This window comes from Dactylosporangium maewongense (assembly GCF_039531485.1).
Classification (GTDB): domain Bacteria; phylum Actinomycetota; class Actinomycetes; order Mycobacteriales; family Micromonosporaceae; genus Dactylosporangium; species Dactylosporangium maewongense.
This window is the reverse complement of the sequence record NZ_BAAAQD010000023.1, coordinates 105,834-128,177: the sequence shown is the minus strand read 5'-3', so window position 1 is coordinate 128,177 and position 22,344 is coordinate 105,834. Positions and strand designations below refer to the sequence as shown.

At 69.6% G+C, this 22,344-nt stretch carries 21 protein-coding genes; 9 read left to right on the top strand and 12 right to left on the bottom strand.

Features of this window, described 5'->3' with window-relative positions; genetic code table 11:
* Window positions 1–33: 33 nt before the first annotated feature.
* Together ABD332_RS43540 and ABD332_RS43535 are read left to right on the top strand one after the other, a co-directional pair.
* Window positions 34–717, top strand: coding sequence for a DUF899 domain-containing protein (locus ABD332_RS43540; protein ID WP_344510001.1), 684 nt, complete (start codon window positions 34–36; stop codon window positions 715–717).
* Window positions 710–1,102 carry a PPOX class F420-dependent oxidoreductase gene (locus ABD332_RS43535; protein WP_344509999.1) on the top strand — a complete coding sequence of 131 codons (393 nt, stop codon included), beginning with the start codon at window positions 710–712 and terminating at the stop codon, window positions 1,100–1,102. Before ABD332_RS43540 ends, ABD332_RS43535 begins: the two co-directional genes overlap by 8 nt.
* A gap of 1 nt (window position 1,103) precedes the next feature.
* On the opposite strand, the gene ABD332_RS43530 is transcribed toward ABD332_RS43535, so the two are convergent.
* Complete coding sequence (locus ABD332_RS43530) at window positions 1,104–1,412, bottom strand: hypothetical protein (protein ID WP_344509997.1); 309 nt, start codon at window positions 1,410–1,412, stop codon at window positions 1,104–1,106.
* Between the two features lie 110 nt (window positions 1,413–1,522).
* Between ABD332_RS43530 and ABD332_RS43525 the strand changes: the two genes are divergently transcribed.
* Window positions 1,523–2,197 (top strand): DUF6891 domain-containing protein, encoded by a 675-nt coding sequence (locus ABD332_RS43525; protein ID WP_344509996.1) that lies wholly within the window; start codon window positions 1,523–1,525, stop codon window positions 2,195–2,197.
* Window positions 2,198–2,331: 134 nt separating this feature from the next.
* The gene (locus ABD332_RS43520; protein ID WP_344509995.1) at window positions 2,332–4,290 is read left to right on the top strand and encodes a GTP-binding protein; all 1,959 of its coding nucleotides are present in this window, start codon (window positions 2,332–2,334) and stop codon (window positions 4,288–4,290) included.
* Between the two features lie 15 nt (window positions 4,291–4,305).
* On the opposite strand, the gene ABD332_RS43515 is transcribed toward ABD332_RS43520, so the two are convergent.
* Window positions 4,306–4,923 carry a hypothetical protein gene (locus ABD332_RS43515; protein ID WP_344509993.1) on the bottom strand — a complete coding sequence of 206 codons (618 nt, stop codon included), beginning with the start codon at window positions 4,921–4,923 and terminating at the stop codon, window positions 4,306–4,308.
* Window positions 4,924–4,954: 31 nt separating this feature from the next.
* Between ABD332_RS43515 and ABD332_RS43510 the strand changes: the two genes are divergently transcribed.
* Complete coding sequence (locus tag ABD332_RS43510) at window positions 4,955–5,722, top strand: class I SAM-dependent methyltransferase (protein WP_344509991.1); 768 nt, start codon at window positions 4,955–4,957, stop codon at window positions 5,720–5,722.
* 191 nt (window positions 5,723–5,913) lie between these two features.
* Here the strand turns inward: ABD332_RS43510 and ABD332_RS43505 are convergent, their stop codons facing one another.
* Complete coding sequence (locus ABD332_RS43505; protein WP_344509990.1) at window positions 5,914–6,348, bottom strand: hypothetical protein; 435 nt, start codon at window positions 6,346–6,348, stop codon at window positions 5,914–5,916.
* Window positions 6,349–6,434: 86 nt separating this feature from the next.
* Between ABD332_RS43505 and ABD332_RS43500 the strand changes: the two genes are divergently transcribed.
* A complete protein-coding gene (locus ABD332_RS43500) occupies window positions 6,435–7,139 on the top strand; it encodes an SMI1/KNR4 family protein (protein WP_344509989.1) in 705 nt (234 codons plus the stop codon).
* A gap of 187 nt (window positions 7,140–7,326) precedes the next feature.
* Here the strand turns inward: ABD332_RS43500 and ABD332_RS43495 are convergent, their stop codons facing one another.
* Both ABD332_RS43495 and ABD332_RS43490 read right to left on the bottom strand, forming a co-directional pair.
* Window positions 7,327–7,746, bottom strand: a complete 420-nt coding sequence (locus ABD332_RS43495) for a hypothetical protein (RefSeq protein ID WP_344509987.1) — start codon at window positions 7,744–7,746, stop codon at window positions 7,327–7,329.
* A gap of 246 nt (window positions 7,747–7,992) precedes the next feature.
* Window positions 7,993–9,240: an IS110 family RNA-guided transposase gene (locus tag ABD332_RS43490; protein ID WP_344509985.1), complete on the bottom strand. Its 1,248-nt coding sequence runs from the start codon at window positions 9,238–9,240 to the stop codon at window positions 7,993–7,995.
* A 504-nt stretch (window positions 9,241–9,744) separates the two neighbouring features.
* Between ABD332_RS43490 and ABD332_RS43485 the strand changes: the two genes are divergently transcribed.
* Together ABD332_RS43485 and ABD332_RS43480 are read left to right on the top strand one after the other, a co-directional pair.
* Window positions 9,745–10,197 carry a transposase gene (locus tag ABD332_RS43485; protein WP_344509983.1) on the top strand — a complete coding sequence of 151 codons (453 nt, stop codon included), beginning with the start codon at window positions 9,745–9,747 and terminating at the stop codon, window positions 10,195–10,197.
* A 471-nt stretch (window positions 10,198–10,668) separates the two neighbouring features.
* Window positions 10,669–11,715, top strand: a complete 1,047-nt coding sequence (locus ABD332_RS43480; protein ID WP_344509981.1) for a hypothetical protein — start codon at window positions 10,669–10,671, stop codon at window positions 11,713–11,715.
* Between the two features lie 396 nt (window positions 11,716–12,111).
* Here the strand turns inward: ABD332_RS43480 and ABD332_RS43475 are convergent, their stop codons facing one another.
* From ABD332_RS43475 to ABD332_RS43455, 5 genes are all read right to left on the bottom strand, one after another.
* Window positions 12,112–12,723, bottom strand: coding sequence for a hypothetical protein (locus ABD332_RS43475; protein WP_344509979.1), 612 nt, complete (start codon window positions 12,721–12,723; stop codon window positions 12,112–12,114).
* 1,054 nt (window positions 12,724–13,777) lie between these two features.
* The gene (locus tag ABD332_RS43470; protein ID WP_344509977.1) at window positions 13,778–14,635 is read right to left on the bottom strand and encodes a septum formation family protein; all 858 of its coding nucleotides are present in this window, start codon (window positions 14,633–14,635) and stop codon (window positions 13,778–13,780) included.
* A gap of 446 nt (window positions 14,636–15,081) precedes the next feature.
* Complete coding sequence (locus tag ABD332_RS43465) at window positions 15,082–15,369, bottom strand: hypothetical protein (protein WP_344509975.1); 288 nt, start codon at window positions 15,367–15,369, stop codon at window positions 15,082–15,084.
* Between the two features lie 283 nt (window positions 15,370–15,652).
* On the bottom strand, window positions 15,653–16,576 hold the full coding sequence (locus ABD332_RS43460) for a L,D-transpeptidase (RefSeq protein ID WP_344509973.1): 924 nt from the start codon (window positions 16,574–16,576) through the stop codon (window positions 15,653–15,655).
* Between the two features lie 255 nt (window positions 16,577–16,831).
* Window positions 16,832–17,371: an AAA family ATPase gene (locus ABD332_RS43455; RefSeq protein WP_344509971.1), complete on the bottom strand. Its 540-nt coding sequence runs from the start codon at window positions 17,369–17,371 to the stop codon at window positions 16,832–16,834.
* A 196-nt stretch (window positions 17,372–17,567) separates the two neighbouring features.
* On the opposite strand from ABD332_RS43455, the gene ABD332_RS43450 reads away from it, so the two are divergent.
* On the top strand, window positions 17,568–18,773 hold the full coding sequence (locus ABD332_RS43450) for a rhomboid-like protein (protein WP_344509969.1): 1,206 nt from the start codon (window positions 17,568–17,570) through the stop codon (window positions 18,771–18,773).
* A 20-nt stretch (window positions 18,774–18,793) separates the two neighbouring features.
* Here ABD332_RS43450 and ABD332_RS43445 read toward each other — a convergent pair whose 3' ends face one another.
* Both ABD332_RS43445 and ABD332_RS43440 read right to left on the bottom strand, forming a co-directional pair.
* Window positions 18,794–20,452, bottom strand: coding sequence for an APC family permease (locus tag ABD332_RS43445; RefSeq protein WP_344509968.1), 1,659 nt, complete (start codon window positions 20,450–20,452; stop codon window positions 18,794–18,796).
* 346 nt (window positions 20,453–20,798) lie between these two features.
* Window positions 20,799–22,103, bottom strand: coding sequence for a delta-60 repeat domain-containing protein (locus tag ABD332_RS43440; RefSeq protein ID WP_344509966.1), 1,305 nt, complete (start codon window positions 22,101–22,103; stop codon window positions 20,799–20,801).
* Window positions 22,104–22,344: the final 241 nt, after the last annotated feature.

Here is a 22,344-nt window from a genome sequence, read left to right as displayed (position 1 = left end):
GTTTCCTCAGGGAACCTACTGAGGGAGGTCGTCATGCCCCTGCCCGCGGTCGTCACTCCGGCGGAGTGGCAATCAGCGCGCGACGCGCTGCTGGTCAAGGAGAAGGAGCTCACCCGCGCCCTCGACCGGCTCGCCGCCGAGCGCCGGCGGCTGCCGATGGTGCGCCTCGGCACGCAGTACCGGTTCGCCGCGCCGGACGGCACCGAGGTGGGCCTGACCGACCTGTTCGCCGGCCGGCGGCAGCTCGTCGTCTACCACTTCATGCTGGCGCCCGGCCAGGACTGGCTGTGCACCGGCTGCAGCACGTTCACCGACAACCTCGCCCCACACGCGCAGGCACACCTCGCCGCCCGCGACACCAGGCTCATCCTCATGGCCCGCGCGCCACAGTCGGAGATCGAGCCGGTCCGGCGCAGGATGGAGTGGACGGTCCCGTGGTACTCCAGCCACGGCAACGACTTCCACGCCGACCTGGGCATCGAGGGTTTCGCCCTCAGTGTCCTGCTCCGCGACGGGGACGAGGTGTTCCGTACCTACGCGACCACCGGCCGCGGCGTCGATCGGCTGCGTCTGGACTTCAACCTGCTCGACCTCACGCCGTTCGGGCGGCAGGAGGCCTGGGAGGACTCGCCGCCCGGCTGGCCGCAGACCGAGACCATGGGCTGGCTGCGCCCACACGACGAATACGACAACGAAGACGGAGACCACCATGCCTGAGCTCGACGCCGACGTCGCTCGCCTGGTCGAGGACGTCAACTACGCCCACATCGCCACGCTGCTGCCCGACGGCTCGCCGCACTCGGTCCCGGTCTGGATAGACCGGGAGGGCGACCGGCTCGCCGTCCTCACCGGGCCGGGGTCACGCAAGGCCCGCAACGTCGCCCGGGACCCGCGGGTCGCCATCTCCATCATCGACCACGCCCAGCCGTACGCGACCGCGCTGATCCGCGGCCGCGTCACGGAGGTCCTCGACGGCGACGACGCGTGGCGGGTGATCGACCGCATCGCCGTCAAGTACACGGGCGCGCCCTACCCGCTGCGCAGCGACCGGGTGGTGCTGCTCATCGAGCCCGACCGCGCCCAGGCACCGTCGTTCGGGTAGGTCAGCGGGTGTCGACCCAGACGCGCACGATGGTGTGGCTCGCGCAGCTGGTGTAGGACACGGCACCCACCGGCGCCCAGTTGCCCTGGCAGATGATGCCGCCGGCGCCGGGCATGAAGTGCTGCTGCAGCATCGAGACGCGGTGTTCGCCGGTACCGCCGGTGCACAGGCTCTGCGCCCAGTTGGACCCGTACGTGACGGTGCAGTCGGTCGGGGCGGCGCTCGCCGCTCCGGCGGTGGCGGCCAGCGCGCCCGCCGTGAGCAGTGCGCTGAGGGTGACCGCGGTCGCGAGCCGTGCCTTGGTGCCCATACCCACCTCATCTACTGTTAGGAATGTTAACTGTCGGACTGTAACACCTCCGTCACGCACCGTCTAGACTCATCCATGTCAATGTGCGGCGGCGTGTCATGATCGTCCGCATGAGCGAATGGGCCTACAACGACCGCCCCTCCGGCGTCCGGTTCCTGCCCGACGAGGTTGCCGAACCCGAGCGCAGCGAGATCGAGGACGAGATCTGGTCCTGGATCGTGCAGGGCCGCGACGACGCCGCCGGGTTCGTCGACTACTTCGACGACGACGAGCAGCGCGCGGGCCTCACCGACGACCAGCTCGCGGCCGCCTACGAGCAGGCCGTCTACGCGCGGTTGGACCAGCAGCGGCAGTGGGGCCCCGTGCGCAGCAACCTGACCGCCGCGTTCACCGAGCTCAACCAGCTCGGCGTCGTCGCGCGGGAGAACTTCAGCTGCTGCGGCACCTGCGCGTCCGGCGAGATCGACGACGAGCGGGACGACTCCCGGCACTGGCACGGCTTCCTCTGGTACCACCAACAGGACGCCGAGTCCCTCGCCGCCAGCGCCAACGGCTCGGTCTACCTCGGCTACGGCGCCTACCCGCCCGAGGACTTCGACGAGGACGCCTACGAGGCCCTGCCGAAGGCCGAGCAGGAGGCCTCGTACAAGGCGGACCTGGAGCGCTTCCTGGACGACCTGGTCTTCCCGGTGCTGCGCAAGCACGGCATGCGCGTCGAGTGGAACCGCAAGCAGTCCACCCGCATCCTGCTCACCGGCGCCCAGTGGTACGCCCCGCTGGATTGAGCTAAATCGGTTGCGGCGACACCGTAACCGGGCGAGGGTGGAGGTAGATCCGAGAGCGAAGGAGTCAGGGATGCGAGCTGCGTCTGTGTTCACCCAGATGGCCATCACCGCCTATCTCGAGGACCTGACGCCCCTTGCGCATCCTGAATCTCGGCATCCTGGCGCACGTCGACGCCGGTAAGACCAGCCTCACCGAGCGGCTCCTGCACGCCGCCGGCGTCATCGACGAGCCCGGCTCCGTCGACGACGGCAACACGCAGACCGACACGCTCGCGCTGGAGCGTCGGCGCGGCATCACCATCAAGTCGGCGGTGGTGTCGTTCACCGTCGGCGACGTCACCGTCAACCTCATCGACACGCCCGGCCACCCGGACTTCATCGCCGAGGTCGAGCGCGTCCTGCACGTCCTCGACGGCGCGGTGCTCGTCGTGTCCGCGGTCGAGGGCGTCCAGGCGCAGACCCGCATCCTCATGCGGACCCTGCGCCGGCTTCGGATCCCTACGATCGTCTTCGTCAACAAGATCGACCGTGGCGGCGCGCGCGGCGACGCCGTCCTGCGCGAGCTCGCCCGGCGGCTCACCCCGGCGATCGTGCCGATGGGCGCCCCGGCCGGGCTGGGCACCAGGGCGGCGGACTTCGTGCCGGCGCCGCCACCGCTCGACGTCCTCGCGGAGCACGACGACGACCTGTTGTCGGCATTCGTCGACGGTACGGCGGTGCCGCGCGAACGCGTCCTGCACGCGCTGACCACGCAGACCCGCCGGTCCGAGGTCCACCCCGTCTACTTCGGCTCGGCGGTCACCGGCGCCGGCCTCGACGCGCTCACCGCCGGCATCGTGACGCACCTGCCCGCGGCCGAGGGCGACCTCGACGCGGCGGCGTCCGCCAGCGTCTTCAAGGTGGAACGCGGCCCAGCCGGGGAGAAGATCGCATACGTGCGGATGTTCGCGGGCACCATCCGCGCCCGGGAACGCGTACACCTGCCGAACGGAGAACAGAAGATCACCGGCATCGCCGTGTTCGACGACGGCGGCGCGGCCGAGTCAGGGGCCCTCACGGCCGGACGGATCGGCAAGGTGTGGGGCCTCGGCGCCGCACGCATCGGCGACCGCATCGGCGAGCCGCACGGGACGGCGGCACACCACTTCGCGCCGCCGAGCCTGGAATCGGTCGTCGCGCCGGTGCGTGCCGGTGACCGCGGCGCGCTGTACACGGCGCTCACCCAGCTCGCCGAGCAGGACCCCCTCATCGACGTCCGCCACGACGACGTGCGCGGCGAGACGTCGGTGTCGCTGTACGGCGAAGTCCAGAAGGAGGTCATCCAGGCGACCCTCGCCGAGGAGTACGGCATCGACGTCACCTTCCGGGACACCACGACGATCTGCGTGGAGCGGCCCGCCGGCACCGGCGAGGCAGTGGAGATCGGGCAGAAGGACGGCAACCCGTTCCTCGCCACGATCGGCCTACGCGTCGAACCGGCGCCCCCGGGTGCCGGCGTCACGTTCCGGCTGGAGGTCGAGGCGGGCGCGATGCCGGCGGCGTTCTTCACCGCGGTGCAGGAGACCGTCACCGCCACGCTCCAGCAGGGTCTGCACGGCTGGCAGGTCGCCGACTGCACAGTCACGATGACCCGCTCCGGGTACTGGCCCCGGCAGAGCCACGCCCACCAGCAGTTCGACAAGAGCATGTCGAGCACCGGGCACGACTTCCGCAGCCTCACCCCGCTGGTCCTCATGGCCGCGCTGCGGAGCGCCGGCACCGTGGTGCACGAGCCGGTGCACCGCTTCCACCTCGAGGCCCCGGCCGACCAGCTCGGCGCGCTGCTGCCCGTCCTGTCCCGCCTGCACGCGGTGCCGTCGAGCACCGTCACGCACGGCGCGACCTGCGTCCTGGAGGGCGGCATCCCGGCGGCCGCGGTGCACGAGCTGCAGGTCCGGCTGCCCGGCCTGACCCGCGGCGAAGGCGTGCTGGAGTCCGCGTTCGACCGCTACGAACCCGTGCCGGGCCCGCCGCCGGCCCGCGCCCGGACCGACCACAACCCGCTCGACCGCGCCACGTACCTGCTGCGGGTCGTGCGCCGGGTCCCGGCGTGAGTCAGTGTCAGTGTGTCAGTGGAACACGATCGGGTGACCGGACGCGATGCTGACGCGGCACGCCTCGTGCAGCGTCAGCCACACCATCTGTTCGGTCTCGAACGGGTCGCCCTCGGCGCCGAGCCGGTCGGCCTCCGCGTCGCTCAGCGAGCCGTCCTCGTCGAGCCGGACGCTGATCCGCGGGGCGACCCGGCGCAGCTCGTCGAGCAGGCCGTGGCTGGAGCCGACCATGCCGCCACCCGGGCCCTCATCGAGGAAGACGGGATCCGCGATCGGCACCGGGACGTAGAAGCCTTCACAGTCCGAGTGGCACAGCAGGTGCGAGTCGAGCATCGACGCGGCGTCGTCGACGAACCCGTCCGCGTCCTTGAGATCGCCGTCGACCACCGGCGTCACCGGCTGCCCCTCGACGTGCAGCGCATACGCCCGCCGCAGGTAGTGCAGGCACGAGTACGGGAAGCTGCCCACATACGGCCGGGCCAGCCCGGTCGGCGGCGCCCCGTCCGGCGGCGTCCACGCATGCCCCTCCGCGGCGAGCGCGGCGGCGAGCCCCGCGAACTGCCGCCGGTAGTGCTCCTCCCCCTCCTCGTCGTAGCCGATGCACGGGTTGCCGACAGTCACCGCAAGTCCCATGCCCGCGATCATAGGGCCGCACTGTGTGAGGATGACGGGCATGGTGGTGCGAGCGTTGCGGTTCGGGTCGGTGGCGGAGACCTACGAGCGGTTCCGGCCGGAGTACCCGTCAGAGCTGGCCGACCTGATCCTCACGTACGCCGGCAGACCCGTCCGCACCGTCCTGGAGATCGGCGCCGGGACGGGCAAGGCCACCCGCTGCTTCGCCCGCCCGGGCGTGACGGTCACGGCGACCGACCCCGACCCCGCCATGCTCGCCGAGCTGCGCAAGCACGTGCCGGCGGACGTCCGCACCGTACAGGCCGCGTTCGAGGACCTTTCGCTGGACTCGCGGCACGACCTCGTCTTCGCCGGCGCCGCCCTGCACTGGACGGCGCCGGCGGGCCGCTGGTCGCGGATGGCCGATCTGGTGGAGCCGGGCGGCGTCTTCGCAAACTTCGGCGGCCCCGTCCAGCTCGCCGACCCCGCCGTGGAGGCCGCGGTGCAGGCGGCCCGCGCCCCGTTCCTCGACACCGACGAGATCCTGTCCCCGGACGGCACGCCCCCGGAGCAGCCCATGCAGTGGCCCGGCACCGAGCTGCAACGCTCGAAATGGTTCCACGACGTGCGCCAGTCGCTGCTCCCCCGCCGCCTCACGATGACCGCCACCGACTACGTCGGCTACCTGTCCACCGTCTCGGCGTACCTGGAACTCCCCGAGCAGCCCCGGCAGCAGGTGTACGACCGGATCCTCCGCGCCCTGCCCCCCACGGTCGAGATCATCGCCGACGTCATCGCCCACCTCGCCCGCCGCCGGTAACCCCCGCCCCCGGTGGAGGCGTCAAGGACACTCCCCCGTCCCAGGCTCGGGCCAGCAGCACGGTGAGCAACTGGGCCACAGCTCGCGCCAGTTCGAATCCCACCGTCGGCCCCGAAAGGCCTGGCCGGTCAGTGAACCACTGTTCCGCTGCTCGCGCCTCAATTTGCGGGACGAGAGGTCGCTTGGCCGTGTCACCGGCGCCGAAACCACGCCCCGGTGCCACGGAGATGCGCGGCGCCCAGATATCCCAGCGCGAGAAGACCCTGCAGGCACGATGCCGCCAGCTCGGCCAAGCCGAGGACGCTGCCAGTGTGACCCGCCAGGTAGGACACGTCCCCCGGCACGGCCAGCAGCATGACGACCATCAGGACCGTCAGCACGATCCGGGCCCACCCAGCACCGGCGCGCATACGAAGTGCCAGCAACAACTGCAACGCAAGCACCACCAGAGCGAAACCCGCGGAACCGTACGCGACCTTTTCGCCGTGGCCGCCGGACAACAGGTCGATGTCGAAGAAGATCAGCACGGCGCTCACCCCACCGGCCACGGTGGATGCGACGGCAAGCCAGAATGCCGTACGCACCGCAGCCGGCGGCCGGATCGGCGGGGTAACAACCTGCGTCATGGCCGGCCACGCTACTCCACTGGCTCCGCAACCACTGTCCCGTCGGGTCAGTGCGCCGTCGGCCAGCTCATAATCAACATGGGCTCATGATCGGCAGGCATGATCACATGCACGCTTTTCGGCTACGAGCGCGCATGTCCCGCAACGCCGGCCGCTGGGACGACGTACGCAGCGTGACGGTCACCGCCGAGCCGCAGGCCAGACCAGCGGCAGACTCGTGCATCCCTGGAGGTGTTGCAAGACTTGGGGCGGTGAACACAGAGGACCTCGTCGCTCAGGTGCATGACCTTCTCACCCGGGTGCCGCGACCGCCGGATGAGGCGGCAGCGGGCGGTGCCGACGACGCGGAGATCGCCGATCTGGCGCGCCGACTGGCCCTGACCCTGCCGCCCCCGCTCGTGGCGTGGTTGCGCGTGTGCCGCGGCGATGTGATCGGCCCCGGTGGTGTCTTCGGCGCCCGCGCCGACCGGCCGCCCATCGACATGGAGCACCGCAGGTCGTACCACCCCGGGTTCATCGACCGAGGCTGGCTCCCGGTCGCCGGCGACGGCTGCGGAAACACGTACGTGCTCATCACGCACGGCCCGCTCGACGGCAGGGTCGCGTTCATCGAGACCACCACCGATCCGGACCGCATCGACTACCTGGTCGCCAGCGACCTGTGGCACTTTCTTCGCTTCCTGCTCGCCCGCGAGACAGGTGAACGAGGATGGCCATTCCACGCAGCGTTCGTGCAGTCCATCGATCCCCACCTGACCGACCCGGCGGGCCTACTGCCCTGGCGCACCTAACCGGCCGTCCATGGCAGCTCGGTCCGCTGGACGCGGGCACCTGCGCACGAGCGCCCAGCGGCAGATCCGCGCACGTGACCATGGGCTTGCGGCGTCAACCTCCCGGAAGAGCGGTGCGGAATTCGCACCACCGGCGTGGGCCGTCGGGCGATCGAGGACGGCTGCGCAGCCCCAGGCTGAGGCGTAATCACTCCCGGCCGGCGAGCGACAGGGCGATGTCCAGCTCGTGCTGCTTGGCCGGGGATAGGACGCCAATCTTCTCGATCAGGAACTCCACGCTGACAGTCGTCTCCCAGGTGCAGAAGATTTTGCCGTCCTTGGGCAGCGCCACGCGAACCACGCCGCTCTCCCCCAGGCCCTCCTCGGCTCCGAAAACGACCTCGATGCCGATGGCGCGTGCGTCCGGCCCGGCCTTCTCTACGATCCGGCGTCGCTCGTCGACATCGACCGCCTGCTCGCCAGACATCAGGACGAAACCGAGCTTCTGCGACGGAGTGGCGGGTTCGACGATCTGCATGGCCAGGAATTCCGGCCCCGTGCCCCCCGAGAGCAGCACGACGGGCCGCTTTTCGTCGATCTGAGCCCACCAAAGTTCGCCGCGCTCCACATGCCCTCCTCGCATCCGGTTCTTATCAGCATCGCCCCGAAATGAGATCACCAGTATCAGGCGCGTCCGGGTGCGCGCACATCGGCATGGTCGTGCGCACGATCGGCAGGTCCCGGTCTGTCAGGGCCGCGTACAGACCGTGACGATGGCTCGCGAGCCGCAGCGCCCGATCGGCGGCTGACTCGAAAAATGCTCAGTGAGTGGGCAGGCGGCAGCACCGGGGCGGAGCTCCGGTGGCTTGTGGGATTACGCGGCAGCTGGTTGGTCTCCGGTGGTGAGGGTGACCTTCTGGCCGGTGAGGCGTTCGAGCTGGGTGATCAGGTTGTGTTGGTGGCGTTGGTGGTAGCGGGTGTCGTGGAAGTCGGCGCCGAGGTCGTGGTAGTGGGCGTTTGGGTCGTTGAGTAGGTGCCAGACGATGGTGAGGATCGAGTTGCCGGTGGCGACGATGGCTCGGAGTTTGCCGCGGCGTCTGGACAGGCGTCGGTAGCGTTCGCCGAGGAAGGTGTCGCTGCGGGCCAGGACGGCGGTGATTTCGCCGAGGGTGCTGGCCAGCCAGGGGTTGCCTTTGCCGGTGGTGGCGGGTTTGTTCTTGCCGGCGGACTGGTTGGCGCGAGGCGCGAACCGGGCCCAGGAAGCCAGGTGCGCGGCGGTCGGGAACACGGCCATGTCCACGCCGAGTTCGGCGATGAGTTCCTGAGCGCAGGTGACGCCGATCCCGGTGATCTCATCGAGCTGGGTGACCTGAGCCTCGTATGGAGCGATCGTGGCTTCGATCGCTGTGCTCACCTCGGCGATGTCGGCGGTCATGGCGTCGACCCGGTCGAGCATCTTGGCGCACAGCAGCGCGTGGTGGTTGTCGAGGTGGCCGGTCAACGCCTCCCGTAGCTGGCTGATCTTCGAACGGAGCCGGCCACGCGCAAGTTCAGCCAGGACCTGCGGGTCGCGTTGCCCGGCGATCAACGCGGCCAGGATGGCCCGGCCGGAGACCCCGAACATGTCCGAGGCCACCACCGACAGTTTGATCTGCGCGTCCTCGAGGAGCTTCTCCAAACGCTGTTTCTCCCGGGTCCGGTCCCGGATCAGGCAACGGCGGTAGCGGGTGAGGTCCCGCAGCCGGCGGATCGGCTTTGGCGGTACGAAGCTCGGTGCGCACATGCCTCGCTCGACGACCTTGGCCAGCCAGACCGCGTCGAGCTTGTCGGTCTTGGGCCGGCCGGGCACGTTCTTCACATGCGTGGCGTTGAGTAGCCAACACTCGAACCCCTCGGCTTCGAGGAGATAGAACACCGGTTTCCAGTAGTCGGAGGTCGCCTCCATCGCCACGCGGGTCACCGCCAGTTCCCGCAGCCGGTCAGCCAGCCGCAGCAGCGCCCCAGTGGTCGTGGCGTACTCCCTAACCTCCTGACGTCGTCGGCCCGTAGCGCGGTCGTTCGGCACCCGGATGCACGCCATCAGGCCGGCCTTGCCGATGTCCAATGCGGCGACCCGCTCCACCAACTGGACTGGTTCGTCGATAGCTTCCATCCCGTTGCTCCTCGTCGTGCGGGCACAGACACCATCAGGTGGCTGCCCGCGGGGCCGAGGGACAACAAGAGGCGGACTCGCGTGCTCGAGGCAACAATGCAGGGCCCTGGAACCGGCTCCCAGCGTCAGACTACTTGACGGTCTCATCGAACCAAGCCGCGACGACGTCGGCGGGCAACCACCCCCCAATTTTCCACCCCGCCAGGGCGTCCACAAAGGACACAAATGACTACTTGTTAACTGGCGGTACGACCGCAGCCCGGCCAGGCTTGGTCGAGATGACGGGGAGGATCGCTCTCTCTGCGGCTGCCCGCCGCGGTTTGGTGTGGCTCACTCATGCGCGGCTGTTCGACACCGCCCAGGGCCGCAAGACCGACCCGGCCGACGCGCACTGCGTGGCGGTCGCCGCGTTACGCGCCAGCGGCCTGCGGCCTGCGGCAGGTCACCGTCGCGGACACCACGGTCGCCCTGAAGTTGCTCGTCGACCGCCGCGACACGCTGGGGCACGCCCGGACCGACGCGGTGAGCCGGCAGCATCACCTGCTGCTCGAGCTCGTCCCGAGCGGGGCGAAGACGTTCCTGTCCGCACCGCAGGCCCGCGCGTTGCTCAACACCGTCCGGCCGCGGGACATCGTCGGACGCACCCGCCGGCAGCTGGCGTCGGAGCTGATCATCGAGATCGCCGTCATCGACAAGAAGATCAAGGCCGCGAACACCCACCTGACCGAGCTGGTCGCATCGACCGGCAGCACACTGCAGCAACTCAACGGGATCGGACCATCCGGCGCCGCTCGACTGTTGGGCGATATCGGGGACATCGACCGATTTGCCAGCCGCGACCACTTCGCGTCCTGGAACGGCACCGCACCCATCGACGCGTCCTCAGGCGATCAACACCGCCACCGGCTGTCCAGGACCGGGAACTGACGCATCAACCGGGTCCTGCACATCATGGCCATCGTCCAGCTGCGCAACGACACCGAAGGCCGCGCCTACTATCGCAGGAAGCTCGCCGCGGGGAAAACCTCAATGGAAGCCATGCGCAGCCTCAAACGCCGACTGTCCAATGTGGTCTATCAACAGATGGTCAAGGACGCACGACGCATGCGGACGGGCCCCGGAGGGCAAGCGGGAGCGACTCTGCAATCCAGCGCGGCCGGCTCAATCCCGACAGCCAGCACTTCGGAGAAGCCACTTCCCGGACCCGCCGCAACCCACTCTAGAACACCCCTCCTCGCCGCCTCTTGACACAGAGGGGTGCCATGAGCGGATTCCAAGATCGTTCTGGTTGAGCACAGGAACGGTCCCCTCGGGGGGTCGAGAGGAAGGCGGCGATGACCCGCACCTCCGCCGGCGGGTCCTCGGCTCGTCGGTAGAATGCGTGCCGTGCGGACACTGGTGGAGTACGCCACGGCGCTTCGCGAAGCGACCGAACAACACGACCTCGACGCCTACGCCGACGCGCTGCACGGCATCACTCAGACCGGCGGGTACACGCCACGGGAACAGGTCGACGTAGCACTGGCGCACCTCCGGCCGCTGCTGGAGCACCTGCCGCTCAGTGCCGCACCCGGGCTCGCCCGCATCACGGCCAACCTGTGCCTGTTTGGCAGCGACATCAACGCCCTGGTGCCGGTGTTCGTCGAACGGGCCTGCACCGCTGTTGAGAACACATTCGTGTTCAACATGTCCTGGGACCAACTCTTCGGCACGCAGGCACCGCCGGCCGCCCGCGAGGAGGCCGCCGCCGAGCATATGCAGCGCTTCGTCGATGTCGTGTGCAGCCACGGCGTGGCCCGGGACAAGGCAGTCGAGATCGCCGAAGCATGGGCCTTCGTGGGCATCTGGGTCCAGCCGGTGCTGTTCCTCGCGCAGCATCAGGCTGTCCGGGCGGCGCTGCCGCAGCGGGAGCGGCTCACCAAGCTCATCGAGATAGCGCGGCACATCGTCGAACAGGCGCACTTTCTGCACGGCCTGCTGCACGTGCTCGACGAGCAGCCGCTCATCGCGCTGCACCGCGAAACCGGACGAGGCTACCGGCTCCGCATCACCGGGGTCGGCGACCACCGGCAACTGCACACCCTGCTGGCCGGACTCCTCATCGGGCCCGAGTCGCTGGGTCAGCTACCGGGCCAGCGCCCCGCCGACTGTGACCTCGTCGCCGCCAGTACCGGCGATGTGCTGGACCTGGACGAGCCCATCACCGGCACGATCATCCTCAACGACGCCGCCGGCGAATGGGTATGGGACGGTATCCCCGCCGACATCGCCGCCATCGACGGGGTGCGAGTGGTGGTGATGGACCCGCCGACCGTCACCCGCACATGGAACACCGCTCGCATCTACCCCGGCATGGTGGCCCAGATCGAGTTCGAGGACGAACTCCCGCCGGGCGAAGCCGCCGCCTGGCTCAGCCGGTGCGCCCCGCCGAAGCGCACCACGTGATCCGGCGTTGAACCGGGCGCACATGATCTTCACCGTACACGCAAGTAGGCATGGTTCGGGGCGGCGATGCCGGTCGGATGCCTTGCCCTGACGGCGGTGAGCGCCCACGGTTGGAAGTTTTGATCGATGATCTTCGACTGGAAGTTGGGTGGTCACGGGCCCGGCAGTGACAGTAGCCCTGTGGCCGATCGGGGCATCTCGGTCCGCCGGGCCTCGCAGAACCCATGCTGAACCTCGAAGATCGAGCGAGCAGAGCGATGGCCCGACGGTCACCGGTGCACTCGAACCAACATCAAATCGAGTGAAACAAAGGTGCACCCCGATGAGCGGGAAGCCCCACCGGGCTTCCGCCGCGAAGCGTGACGCTCCCGGAACCGGCCACTGCGCGACCTGCGGCTACCAGATGTGCGGAGCCGATCTTGCTGCGGCACCGCACCGCAGCAGCCGCCCGCGGTAGGGCGTAGACGCCCCGGCCGGCTCAGCCGACGGGCGCCGGCGGCGGCGCAGCAGGTTGACCGCCGCGACCGGCAGCGCGTTGAGCAGGACGCCGAGACCGCAGGCCAGCCAGGCAACTTCCGCGGCACCGAGCCCTTGCGGCGCAAGAACCAGCCCAGCGATGACCGCCGTCTGCGCCGTGTGCCGGGCCACCCGCACGACGGCGACCCAGACCGGCCCGTCCTCGGTGTCCTCTACCGCTTCCCTCGCACGGCGACGGTCGCGCAGCTTCCCGATCAACGCGGTGACGCCTTCGACAATCCCGGTCAGGACGGCGAACAGCAACGCCCACAAGGCGATCTCGCCGACGCCCGCGCCGCCGGTCACGGAGGGCGCGACGGCACCTGTCACGGCGAACACGGCAAACGCGGGCACCCATGTGAACGCGCACCCGACCACCACCATCAGCAGGAATCCGGCGAGGCCGATCCGGGGCCGCACAGGCTCCTCCAGACTCGCCCGCACCGAGTCCGGCGCCCAGACGATGCCGCGACCCGGACCCTGCAATGCCACACCTGGCAGCGTAGCGAAGACCTGCAATCAGGACGCCGCGCCAACCCGTGGTCCAGCGCCCGCACTGCGGCGCGGCCGGGACCAGGATCGTACCGTGGGGCGGCCTAGCGACCGGATCGCGGCATAGCAATGCGGAAACCGAACAGCGACCAACTCACCCCGGGCAGTGTCCCATCGGACGTCCGCGCATGCCGCAGTTCTCGCGCGGCAACCAGCTCGAAGACCGTCACGTTTCGTGGTGACTGGCGGGCGCATCGAACCGTGCGGCTGTGCGCGCTCGATGCCGATGAGCGTTGCCGGCGCTCCCAGCCCGGACCTGGCGCTTTGGATCAGGAAGGGGCGCCGTGCGGGGTAGCGCGCCGAGATCGCCGCCGCCGAGCCTCGTCGCGGTTTCCGGTAAGGCGGGGTGGTACACGCGATCGCTGAGCACCCGAACCGGGTAACCGCAACGCCACTGACCTGGCCGACTATGGTCGGCACGCACGGAGCGTAAGCCAAAGTAGCGCACTATCAGGAAGTTCCCAGCTTTGTCAGTCCGCTGTGCACAGCGATTGCTGGTTTCGTTTCAAGCGCGCGGATGTGCACGGTGTAATCGCGCTCCACATGGACTGTGAAGGGAGGGAAGCCATGCCAGTCTCTCGCGAGATGTGGCGAACGGTCCGGTACGCCCTAGGAAGCAATAGCCGGACCGTCCGCCTCTGCGTGATCGTCATCGTCGTAGTTGTTGCCTACGTTCTGATCGGTCATCGCTAGGGTTGAACGTTAGCGGGTTTGGCTGAGAAAGAGCTGGCAGGCGGCTAATAGCGTCTCTTGGCCGCCTGCCAAGCATCCTGTATCGACCACTACGGTGACCGCGTAGACCGCGAGCGCGGCCAAGGCCAGTTTCAGGTGACGGGCGGTCGCGTGCTGCCGACCGGGCGGTGCTCTCGGCTCCGCAGCATGCCGCGTGCTGTCCCGCGTCAGCCGCGGCGGAACTGCAATTCCATCGAACGCAGGTGGGCGAGGCCCGTCGATGTCGCATGTGGACGACACCGGGCGGCTCTCGACTCGCCGGTCAGGCCTTGAGGGACTTCGCAATCGGCTGCTCGACGACGAGGACGCACCGGGCGCTGCGCTCGCCGGCGTCCCAGTTGTGGTCCGACACCCGCCACCACAGGAGCCCGATCTGCTGCCCGAGCTGCGTGGCGAGGTTTGCGAAGGAGCGACCCGTATAGCGGTCGACCAGCTGGGCGCACTCCTGCCGCAGGTGATCGCCGGTGCCCGGGGCGGTGGCAGCACCGGCGGGCGCGCGCACGGTCCCGATGTACTCGCCGTTGTGCGGCTGGTCGCAGGCAGCCGGCTGCATCCACAGCGGCGTACGCTTCGGGTCCGTGTTGTACACGACCGTGCCGCAGCCCAGCCCGATCGGACGCGCGCCGCGCAGGCTGTCCTTGAGTGAGCCCGTGCGGAATGACGACGCATCGCTGATACCGCGCCGCTCGACGAGGTCGCAGCGGAATGCCCGGACGCCCGCGTCCCACCTCGCCTCCGTCGGCGGCAACAGCAGCAGCGCCAGCCGACCGTCGTGCCAGTCCGCGCTGAGGAACTCAGCCGCCTTCGCCTCGCACTCGGCGTACACACGCTGCACCTCGGGGTCGGCCGGCGGCGTGTCACCGGGGAACGTGCCCACGTGGAACGTCTCGGTCAGGTGCCGCGCCGCGCAGTCCGCCACTGGGTGCAGCTCGTCCACGGTCAGCTCGTTGATCTTGTCGCCGGTGAACGTCGCGGTGTAGGACGTCCAGCAGTTGCCCACGACCGGTTTGGCGGCGTCACCGGCCGCCGTCGACGGCGCCACCGACGCCGACGGGCTCGCCGACGCGGCCGGCGCCGGATCCTTCTCCTGCTGGCACCCCGCCAGCAACGCGCCACTCACCACGAAGACCGTCAGCACACCCGCACGCCGCACCCGCGACCCCCCGTCGCTAAATTGATCGCCAACAGTGTCGGGTACGGCACCGCCCGGTGCAAACGGGGTTCGACGTCAGGCTCAGCGGTTCGGGACTCGGAACGCCTGGACCTGCACGACCACGCGCTCACCGTCGAACGGGGCGCCGGTCCGCTTCGCCGGCGGCCCTGCCAGCAGCACCGCCGCACCGGCGGGCCGAGTCTCCAGGCGGCGCCGGAGGTTCGGCCTGACGCCATCGCCCGCGGACGCTGTCGCGCCGAATGTTCAGGCTGAACCGGGCGGCAAGCCGGTCGTGCAGGATGGCCCAAACGCACATGCCGCCGGTGGTGCGCTGGACCGAGCGGCGCTCGTCACAAACCTTTCAGCGACGCATCGTGGGCGAGGCTTTCGTTTCGCCGATGCGTGGTTGTCTGCTACGTCTTCTTTGCGCGCTCTTCGTCGGCGGCCATCCGGACGTCGCGAAAGTCCGCGACCGCCTCCCGGGCGACGCGGATGAGGTGCGCAAGATTGCCACGGGCAAGCAGCAGCACGTCATCGAGAACACCTGCAGGTATCTCAAGCTCGTGCGGGCCGTAGCAATCGTGCCACGCCATGTCGGTCAAGGCCAGCAGATCCAGCGCTGCCTCGACCTCCCGCGGATCGAATTGGCGCATGATCCGAGGGCGCCGTTCCCGGCGACGCTGATCACTGCCGATCGCCATGCGACCTCCCCAGCCCTGCGGTTGCGACGATCGAGTCTTCCATGACCGGGTGCGACAAACAGGCTCACGAACTGGGGTCACAGGCAGGTGGAGTGTCGTTGCGCAGGTCCGCGATGGCGGATCGCCCATCCGCCGCCACTGAGCTCACGAGCCGATCGCGCCCAACTGTCGGACGGGCCCGCCCGCTTCTATCAGCGGGCATCCGGGTCTGGCGCGACCCGCATGCGGGAAGGGCGTCACGGCCGGCTGCGGGCTGCGGTGTCCGCGTTCGCCCGGAGGTGTGTCAGTTTGCCGGCACCGCGCCGCCTGCCTGCCAGGTGTTCCAGGGCACGTTCCAGTCGCCGTACCCGTCCCAGGTCGGCATCGTCGGGCCGCCGGTGTCGGTGTAGGTGATCGGGTCGCCGACCTGGGCGAAGTTGAAGTACGCCTTGGCGTTTGCCTCGGTCAGGTTGGTGCAGCCGTGGGAGGTGCTGCGCTGGCCGATGTTGCCGCCGTTCCAGCTGGCCGAGTGGACGTACTCGCCAGAGTTGGTGACCCGTACCGACCACGGCACCTGCTCGTCATAGCCGTCGCCGACCATGTGTTCGACCGCCTTCTTCTCCATGACGACCTTGGTGCCGTTGAAGGTGGGGGTACTCGCCTTGCCCAGCGACACCGGGAAGTCGAAGACCTGCTTGCCGTCGGAGGTCACGACCATTCGCAGGGTCTTTCCGTCGACCTTGCCGACGTTCGCCGGTCCGGTCTTCATGTCGAGGGTCAGGCTGTTGTCGTACACCAGCCCGGCCCCGCCCGACTTGCCCTTCGTGTCGAGGTTCATGGCGACCTCGGCGTGCGCCGGCCAGAACTCGGCCGGGCGGTAGTGTGCCTCGATCGGGTAGCCGGCGTAGATCGTGGACTTCTGGAAGTACCACGCGCCCTCGACCGGTGCTCCGTTGACGGTGACCTGGGTCGCCGCGTCGAAGTCCTTCGCGCTGGTGATCGACGCCGACAGGTACGCGATGATCGGCATGCCCACGCCGTACGTCGCCCCGTCCTTCTCGTACAACCGCACGTGCACCGGCTTACCGCTCGGCGCCGGCGACACCGAAGGCGACGCACCTCCGGCCGGCTGCTGACCCGACGGCGCCCCCGACCACGAGGCCTTCGGCGCGGAGCTCCCGCCGCACGCCGTCAACCCGAGACCAAGGCCGACCAGCAGCGCCGCCACCCGCACACGGTGAGAAGATCGCATAACCACGACGATGCCCCTTATGCGCGCCCGCCGCCACCGCTGTCCGGCTCGACCACATCACAATCGGCGGGATCGAACCTCACTGTGAGCACGCGGAGTGGTCTGTACCGATCACGCGGGTGTCTGGACGCCTTGCATGCCGGTGGGTTTGCCCGGCTCCCAGACATGCCGAGATCCGGGTGCTGCGCGGCGTGGGAGTGGCTGCGACCGCCCACCTCACCGTTACAACCGTCAGGTCTGTTTCAGGGCGGCGAGGACCGTGTCCAGCCGGCCGTCGAGCGGTCCGCTCAGCTCCAACACCGGCGTGTCCTCCCAGGCGTTCAGCGGGTCGTCGTAGACCAATTCCACCAGCGCGTCATTCATTCGCGCGCGAAGGCCAGGCAACTCCACCGCCGGCAGAATCTGCTCCGTCTCGGGTGTGATCACCGTGATGACCAGCAGATCGAGGCTCGAGAACGCCTGGCGTAACCGTGCGCCATCGGCTTCCTCCGAGGGGTCCGCGCCGGTCGCGGCCAGATATGCGAGGTAATCCAACGGCGTCCGGTCGAAGATCGTCCCGGACGGCGACGGCGACGAGCTCAGGCTCCGCACCGAGCGGGCCAGCAACGCCCGGTAGTCCTCCAGCGACGGCGGAAACTGGAACTCGTAGCCCTCCTCTTCGAGCAGGTAATACGGCTCATCCACCCCGACGTGGCCCGGTAGGTGCGCACACAGCGCCTCGACAAGCGTCGTCTTCCCAGTCCCGTGTGTCCCGGAGATCCCGACCCGCATCCGCACCCCTGCCCATCCGGACGACCCCAACGATCATAAGTGGCGTTGTGCAAGGCGCTCGTCGAACCCGACGAGGAGCGGCGGGAACCCGTCGCTCGGCTTGTGCCCGCAGGACGAAGCGCTCGGACTCGGTGAGCAGGCCTCATCCGGCAGCAGTACACTCGACGGGGAGATCATCTTTGATGGGTCGCATCTCATGGGCGTGCGGAGCCGGTGCCGGTTGTACCGGGATCCTCCTGGCCTTGTAGCGGCCTCCTACCTGCCTGGCGGCGAGCTCGCCGACGCTCTTCTCGGCGCGGAGGGCCGGTCGGCCAAGGCGAAGATCTGCCTGTCGTTCCTCGCGCAGGTGCGGCTGGCCCCGCTGTACGTGCTGATCGTCATCGGCGTCGACGTCATCCTGAACCACGCCGTCAGTGCGGAGGTCCGGACCCAGATCGTCCTCGCCAACTCCACCAACGTGGCCAACCTGCAGGCCCACCGGATCTGGACGTTGGTCACCAGTGCCTTCGTGCTCGACGAACGGGCTGGCGTGGTTGCGATGATCCCGCTGCTGCTGCTCCTGTCGGTGGCCGAGGTGCTGTGGGGGTGGCGGCGGCTGCTCGTGGTGTTCTTCGGGTCCAACGCGGTGACGAGCTGCCTCGTGTACGGGCTGTTGCTGGCGGGCGTCCGCGGCGGCTGGTTGGGCGGCGCGATCACCGTGGCCAGTGATGTGGGCACGAGCTACGGCTCGCACGCCGTCGGCGGCGCGCTCGCGCTCACCCTGCCCGTGCGTGCACGGCGGTACCTGGTGCCGTTGGCGATCGCGGTCGTGGTCGTGCCGTTGCTGAACGGCGGCACCTTCACGGACGTCGGGCACCTGCTGGCCGTCCTCCTGGGCTTCCTGGCCGGTTGGCAGATGCGGCGGCGTCCGCTGGCCGGGCACCTGCGCCGCCCGGCCCAGCTGCGCGCGGACCGGACCATGGTCTACTCGTTCGACGACGTAGCGGGGGCTCGCGCAGCACTGATCACCGCGCTGCGCCAGCACCGTCCGGTGCGCCTCGACGACGCCGTGGTCGCCTGGTCCGACCAGACGGACCGGATACACGTGCAGGAGACCCGGGACATGGACGCGATCGACGGCACCCTCGCCGGCGGCGCCTGGGGGGTGGTGCTGGGCACGTTCGTCGGCCTCCCGATAACCGGTCTGGTCATCGGCGCGGGTGCGGTCGCGATGGTGGCGCGCCGGCACGACGCCGGCCTCAGCGACACCACTGTCGAGCGGACGATGCAGGCCCTGCCAAAGGGGCGGAGCGCACTGCTGCTTCTGGCCGAACCGGCCAGCCAGCCGGCACTGACCCGCGCACTCACCCGGACCGGTGGCACCCCGGTGCCCGATGTCGCCCAGGACGGGCAACGGTCCTAACCAGCGACGGGACCCGATCGTCACGGTCTGTCACGCTCCAGCGGGGCGGCGAGTTCGGGCCGTTCCCGGTCGACCGCGGCACGTACCCGTTCGCTGTCCACCGCCACGCTGACGGCGTAGGCGAAGATCACGAGGCTGAAGGCGATCACCACGAGCAGGTCGATCCAGCCGGGCAGCCACAGGCGTGCGCCGCGCCCGTACCGGCCGAGGAAGCCGATGACGGTGAGCCCGATGAGCCAGGGCCAGATCCACGATGATGCACGCCAGTCGATGGCGGGCCGTGCCCGGTCGGGGGTGTGCGCCACGGTGATCGCGAAGAGTGCCAGCCCTGCGCCGATCGCCAGCAGGAGCTTCCAGGTCGCCTCGAAGCCGCCCCAGTAGATCACCAGGTTCGCCGAGACGAACGCCGCGGGTGCGGCGACCCCGGCGGCGGGCACCCGGTAGGGGCGGTGGTGCTGGGGATCACGCCGGCGCAGCGCGGTCAGCGACACCGGCGCGAACGCGTACATGATCGCGGTCGCCGACGTGACGAGCCCGACGAGCGACTGCCAGCTGGGGTACGGCAGGAAGGCCAGCTCTCCCGCGACGAACGCCAGCACGATCGAGTACACCGGGACGCCGCGGCGGCTGACGTAGCTCAGCGCCGGCGGCAGGGTGCCCTGCCGGGCCAGCGCGTAGGAGAGCCGGGCCGAGGCGCCGAGGTAGACCAGTCCCGTCCCCGCGGGTGAGACGAACGCGTCGGCGTACAGCAGCGCGGCCAGCCAGCCGGCGCCCGCCGCGGCGGCGATGGTCGCATACGGGCCGAAGTCCCCGGCGCCCACCGGATGCGTCCACCCGTCGGCGAGGTAGCGCGGGTCCAGACCGCCGATGAAGACGATCTGCAGCAGGATGTACAGCACTGTTCCGATCAGCATGGCCAGGATCACGGCGCGGGACAGGTCCCGCTGCGGATCGCGCGCCTCCCCGCCCAACTGGATCGCCTGTTCGAAGCCCTGTAGGGAGAAGACGACACCGGCGGGCAGTGCGGCGAAGATGCCGTGGGCACCGTACGGGCTGAACCCTCCGCCTGCGGTGAAGTTGGACGGATGGAAGGTCAGCGCGGCAACGACGATGACGGTGAGCACCGGAACCGCGAGCTTCCAGAGCACGACGGCGGCGTTGCTCCTGGTGAGCCGCCGCACCCCCAGCACGTTGATCACGGTGAACAGCAACATGAGCAGGGTGGCGAAGCCCAGCCCGGCCGGTGACAGCGTGCCGTCGGCGTGCAGGAGGCCGAGGTGGCTGCGTACCCATGCGATGTTGTTGAGGTACTGCAGGCTTGCCTCCACCTCGATCGGCGCGATCGTCACGGCCTGCAGCCAGGCGGCCCAGCCCGCGGTGAGTCCGGCGAGCGCGCCGAACGCGAACCCGGGGAACCGCGCGGTGCCGCCGGCGACCGGGTAGGAGGTGCCGAGCTCCGCGTGGACCAGGGCGAGCAGCGCGAGCATCCCACCGGCAAGCAGCCAGGAGATCAGCGACGCGGGCCCGGCGGCCTGCGCCGCGGTCAGCGCGCCGAGCAGCCAGCCGGAGCCGATGATCGAGCCCAGCGACACGAAGGTCAGGCCCCACAGCCCCACTTCGCGCCGCAGGAAGCCGGAGCCTGCGGGCATCCGGCCGGCCGTGCCGCCCGCATCCTGCACGGCACACCTCACCAGGTCGGCGGCGGGCCATGACACCGCGCCGGCGGGCGGGGTCAGCCGGCCCGTTCCGGGCCAGATACCGCGGTTCCGCCCACCCGAAACCCAGGCCCGGCGGGAACTTCTACGGCGGGCGGCCACGACCGCACGTCCGGACCGCGCCCGGCGCCATACCGGCAGAAGGGCACGGGCGCCGAACGTGACGAGCGCCGCGACCAGGTGCTGGACGTCGAAGAGCCGGCGGTGGGTCGCCCTGAGGATCGCGCCAGGCGAGATCGAAGTGGCGGATCAGTGCGGGCACGGCCGCGGGTGAGGCCGAAGGCGTCGGCCTCACCCGCGTCGTTGACGCCTACGGCAGGTACCGCGCCAGGGCGAAGTCGTTCTGGTGGCCCGGCGAGTAGGACGACCCCGCGGCGACGATCCCGCCGTCCGGCTGGATCGCCAGGGCGTTGAGCTGGTCGTGGCTTCCGCTGCCGCTGAAGTCCGTCGTCACCTTGCCGCCGTCGCCGAACGAGGTGTTCAGCGTGCCGTTGCGGTTGTAGCGGAGCAGGGTGAAGTTGTAGTCGGTGCTGAAGGGTGCCGGCCACGACACCCCGGCGGCCACGATCCGGCCGTCGAGCTGGACAGCCACCGCCAGCGGCCGCCCGTCAAGCGGGGTGTTGACGAACCCGCCGGTGCCGAAAGTGGGGTCCAGGGTGCCGTCGCGGAGGTAGCGGACCAGGCTGAAGCCGCCTCCCGAGCCCGCCACCACGATCTTCCCGTTGGCCTGGAGGGCGACTGCGCCGGCCCGGTCGACGCCATGCAGGCCACCCAGGTCGGTCAGGACCTTGCCTCCCGTGCCGAACGTGGCGTCCAGGGTTCCATCGCGGTTGTACCGGGTCACCGCGAAGTCGTCGCTGCCCCCCGCGTTGGAGATTCCCGCGACGACGATGCGGCCGTTGGACTGGATGGCGACCGCTTTCGCGGTGTCCAGGCTCCGGCCGGTGTTGAACGAGGTCAGGACCTTGCCGCCGGCACCGAAGCTGGTGTCCAGCGCGCCGCCGGGCATGAACCGCATCACCGCGAAGTCGAAGTCCGAGCCGCCGGCCAGCGCGTCCGAACTGCCGACGACCACGATCCGGCCGTTCTCCTGAATGGCCATCCCCTCGGCGGCGTCGATGGTGAAAGTGCTGGGTTGGGCGACAACCAGGCCGCCGTCGCCGAACGTGGTGTCCAGGCTGCCGTCAGAGTTGTACCGGGCGAGCGCGAAGTGACTCCCGTCTTCAAGGTCCCGGTCCGTGCTCCCCGCCACGACGATCTTGCCGTCGGGCTGCAGGGCCACGGCCTTGGCCTCATCCCGGCTCTGGGTGCCGCCGAAGGTGGTCTGCACCACGCCGCCGGCACCGAATGTGCTGTCCAGGCTGCCGTCGGGGTTGTACCGGGCCACCACGAAGTCGTAATCGGGCTGGTCTCCCTCCTCCTCGCCCAACGGGCGGACAAGCGAATACCCAACCGCCACGATCTTCCCGTCGGGTGCGACGACGACGTCGGCGGCTTCGTCGGACTTGCCGCTGCCGCTGCCGTCGGCGAGCACCGTGCCGTCGCCACCGAACGTCGGGTCAAGCGTCCCGCTGACCGACGTCGCCCACGTCGGCGAAACCGGAACGACGAGCAAGCTGACTGACAGAACACCGGCCGTGAGCCAAGCGGCTCTCCTGAATGTCCCCGCGTGAATCATGGCGCACACCCTACAAGGAGATCCGAACCCGGACTGCCCCCGAACGTCACGGCGCAGCCGCCGACGGGCGGGCGCTCAGCGTGTCTCATCTGGGGGCAACCGGCTCGAGGATCCTCACGCTTCGTGGTGACTGGCGGGCGCATCGAACCGTGCGGCTGTGCGCGCTCGTGCCGCCGAC

Bases quoted from the DNA above. Each gene is read 5' to 3' on its own strand.
- ABD332_RS43505 (WP_344509990.1), bottom strand. From the start codon at position 6,348: ATGACGCAGGTTGTTACCCCGCCGATCCGGCCGCCGGCTGCGGTGCGT.
- ABD332_RS43510 (WP_344509991.1), top strand. From the start codon at position 4,955: ATGACGGGCATGGTGGTGCGAGCGTTGCGGTTCGGGTCGGTGGCGGAG.
- ABD332_RS43525 (WP_344509996.1), top strand. From the start codon at position 1,523: ATGAGCGAATGGGCCTACAACGACCGCCCCTCCGGCGTCCGGTTCCTG.
- ABD332_RS43530 (WP_344509997.1), bottom strand. From the start codon at position 1,412: ATGGGCACCAAGGCACGGCTCGCGACCGCGGTCACCCTCAGCGCACTG.
- ABD332_RS43535 (WP_344509999.1), top strand. From the start codon at position 710: ATGCCTGAGCTCGACGCCGACGTCGCTCGCCTGGTCGAGGACGTCAAC.
- ABD332_RS43540 (WP_344510001.1), top strand. From the start codon at position 34: ATGCCCCTGCCCGCGGTCGTCACTCCGGCGGAGTGGCAATCAGCGCGC.
- ABD332_RS43450 (WP_344509969.1), top strand. From the start codon at position 17,568: ATGGGCGTGCGGAGCCGGTGCCGGTTGTACCGGGATCCTCCTGGCCTT.
- ABD332_RS43455 (WP_344509971.1), bottom strand. From the start codon at position 17,371: ATGCGGGTCGGGATCTCCGGGACACACGGGACTGGGAAGACGACGCTT.
- ABD332_RS43500 (WP_344509989.1), top strand. From the start codon at position 6,435: ATGATCGGCAGGCATGATCACATGCACGCTTTTCGGCTACGAGCGCGC.
- ABD332_RS43465 (WP_344509975.1), bottom strand. From the start codon at position 15,369: ATGGCGATCGGCAGTGATCAGCGTCGCCGGGAACGGCGCCCTCGGATC.
- ABD332_RS43515 (WP_344509993.1), bottom strand. From the start codon at position 4,923: ATGGGACTTGCGGTGACTGTCGGCAACCCGTGCATCGGCTACGACGAG.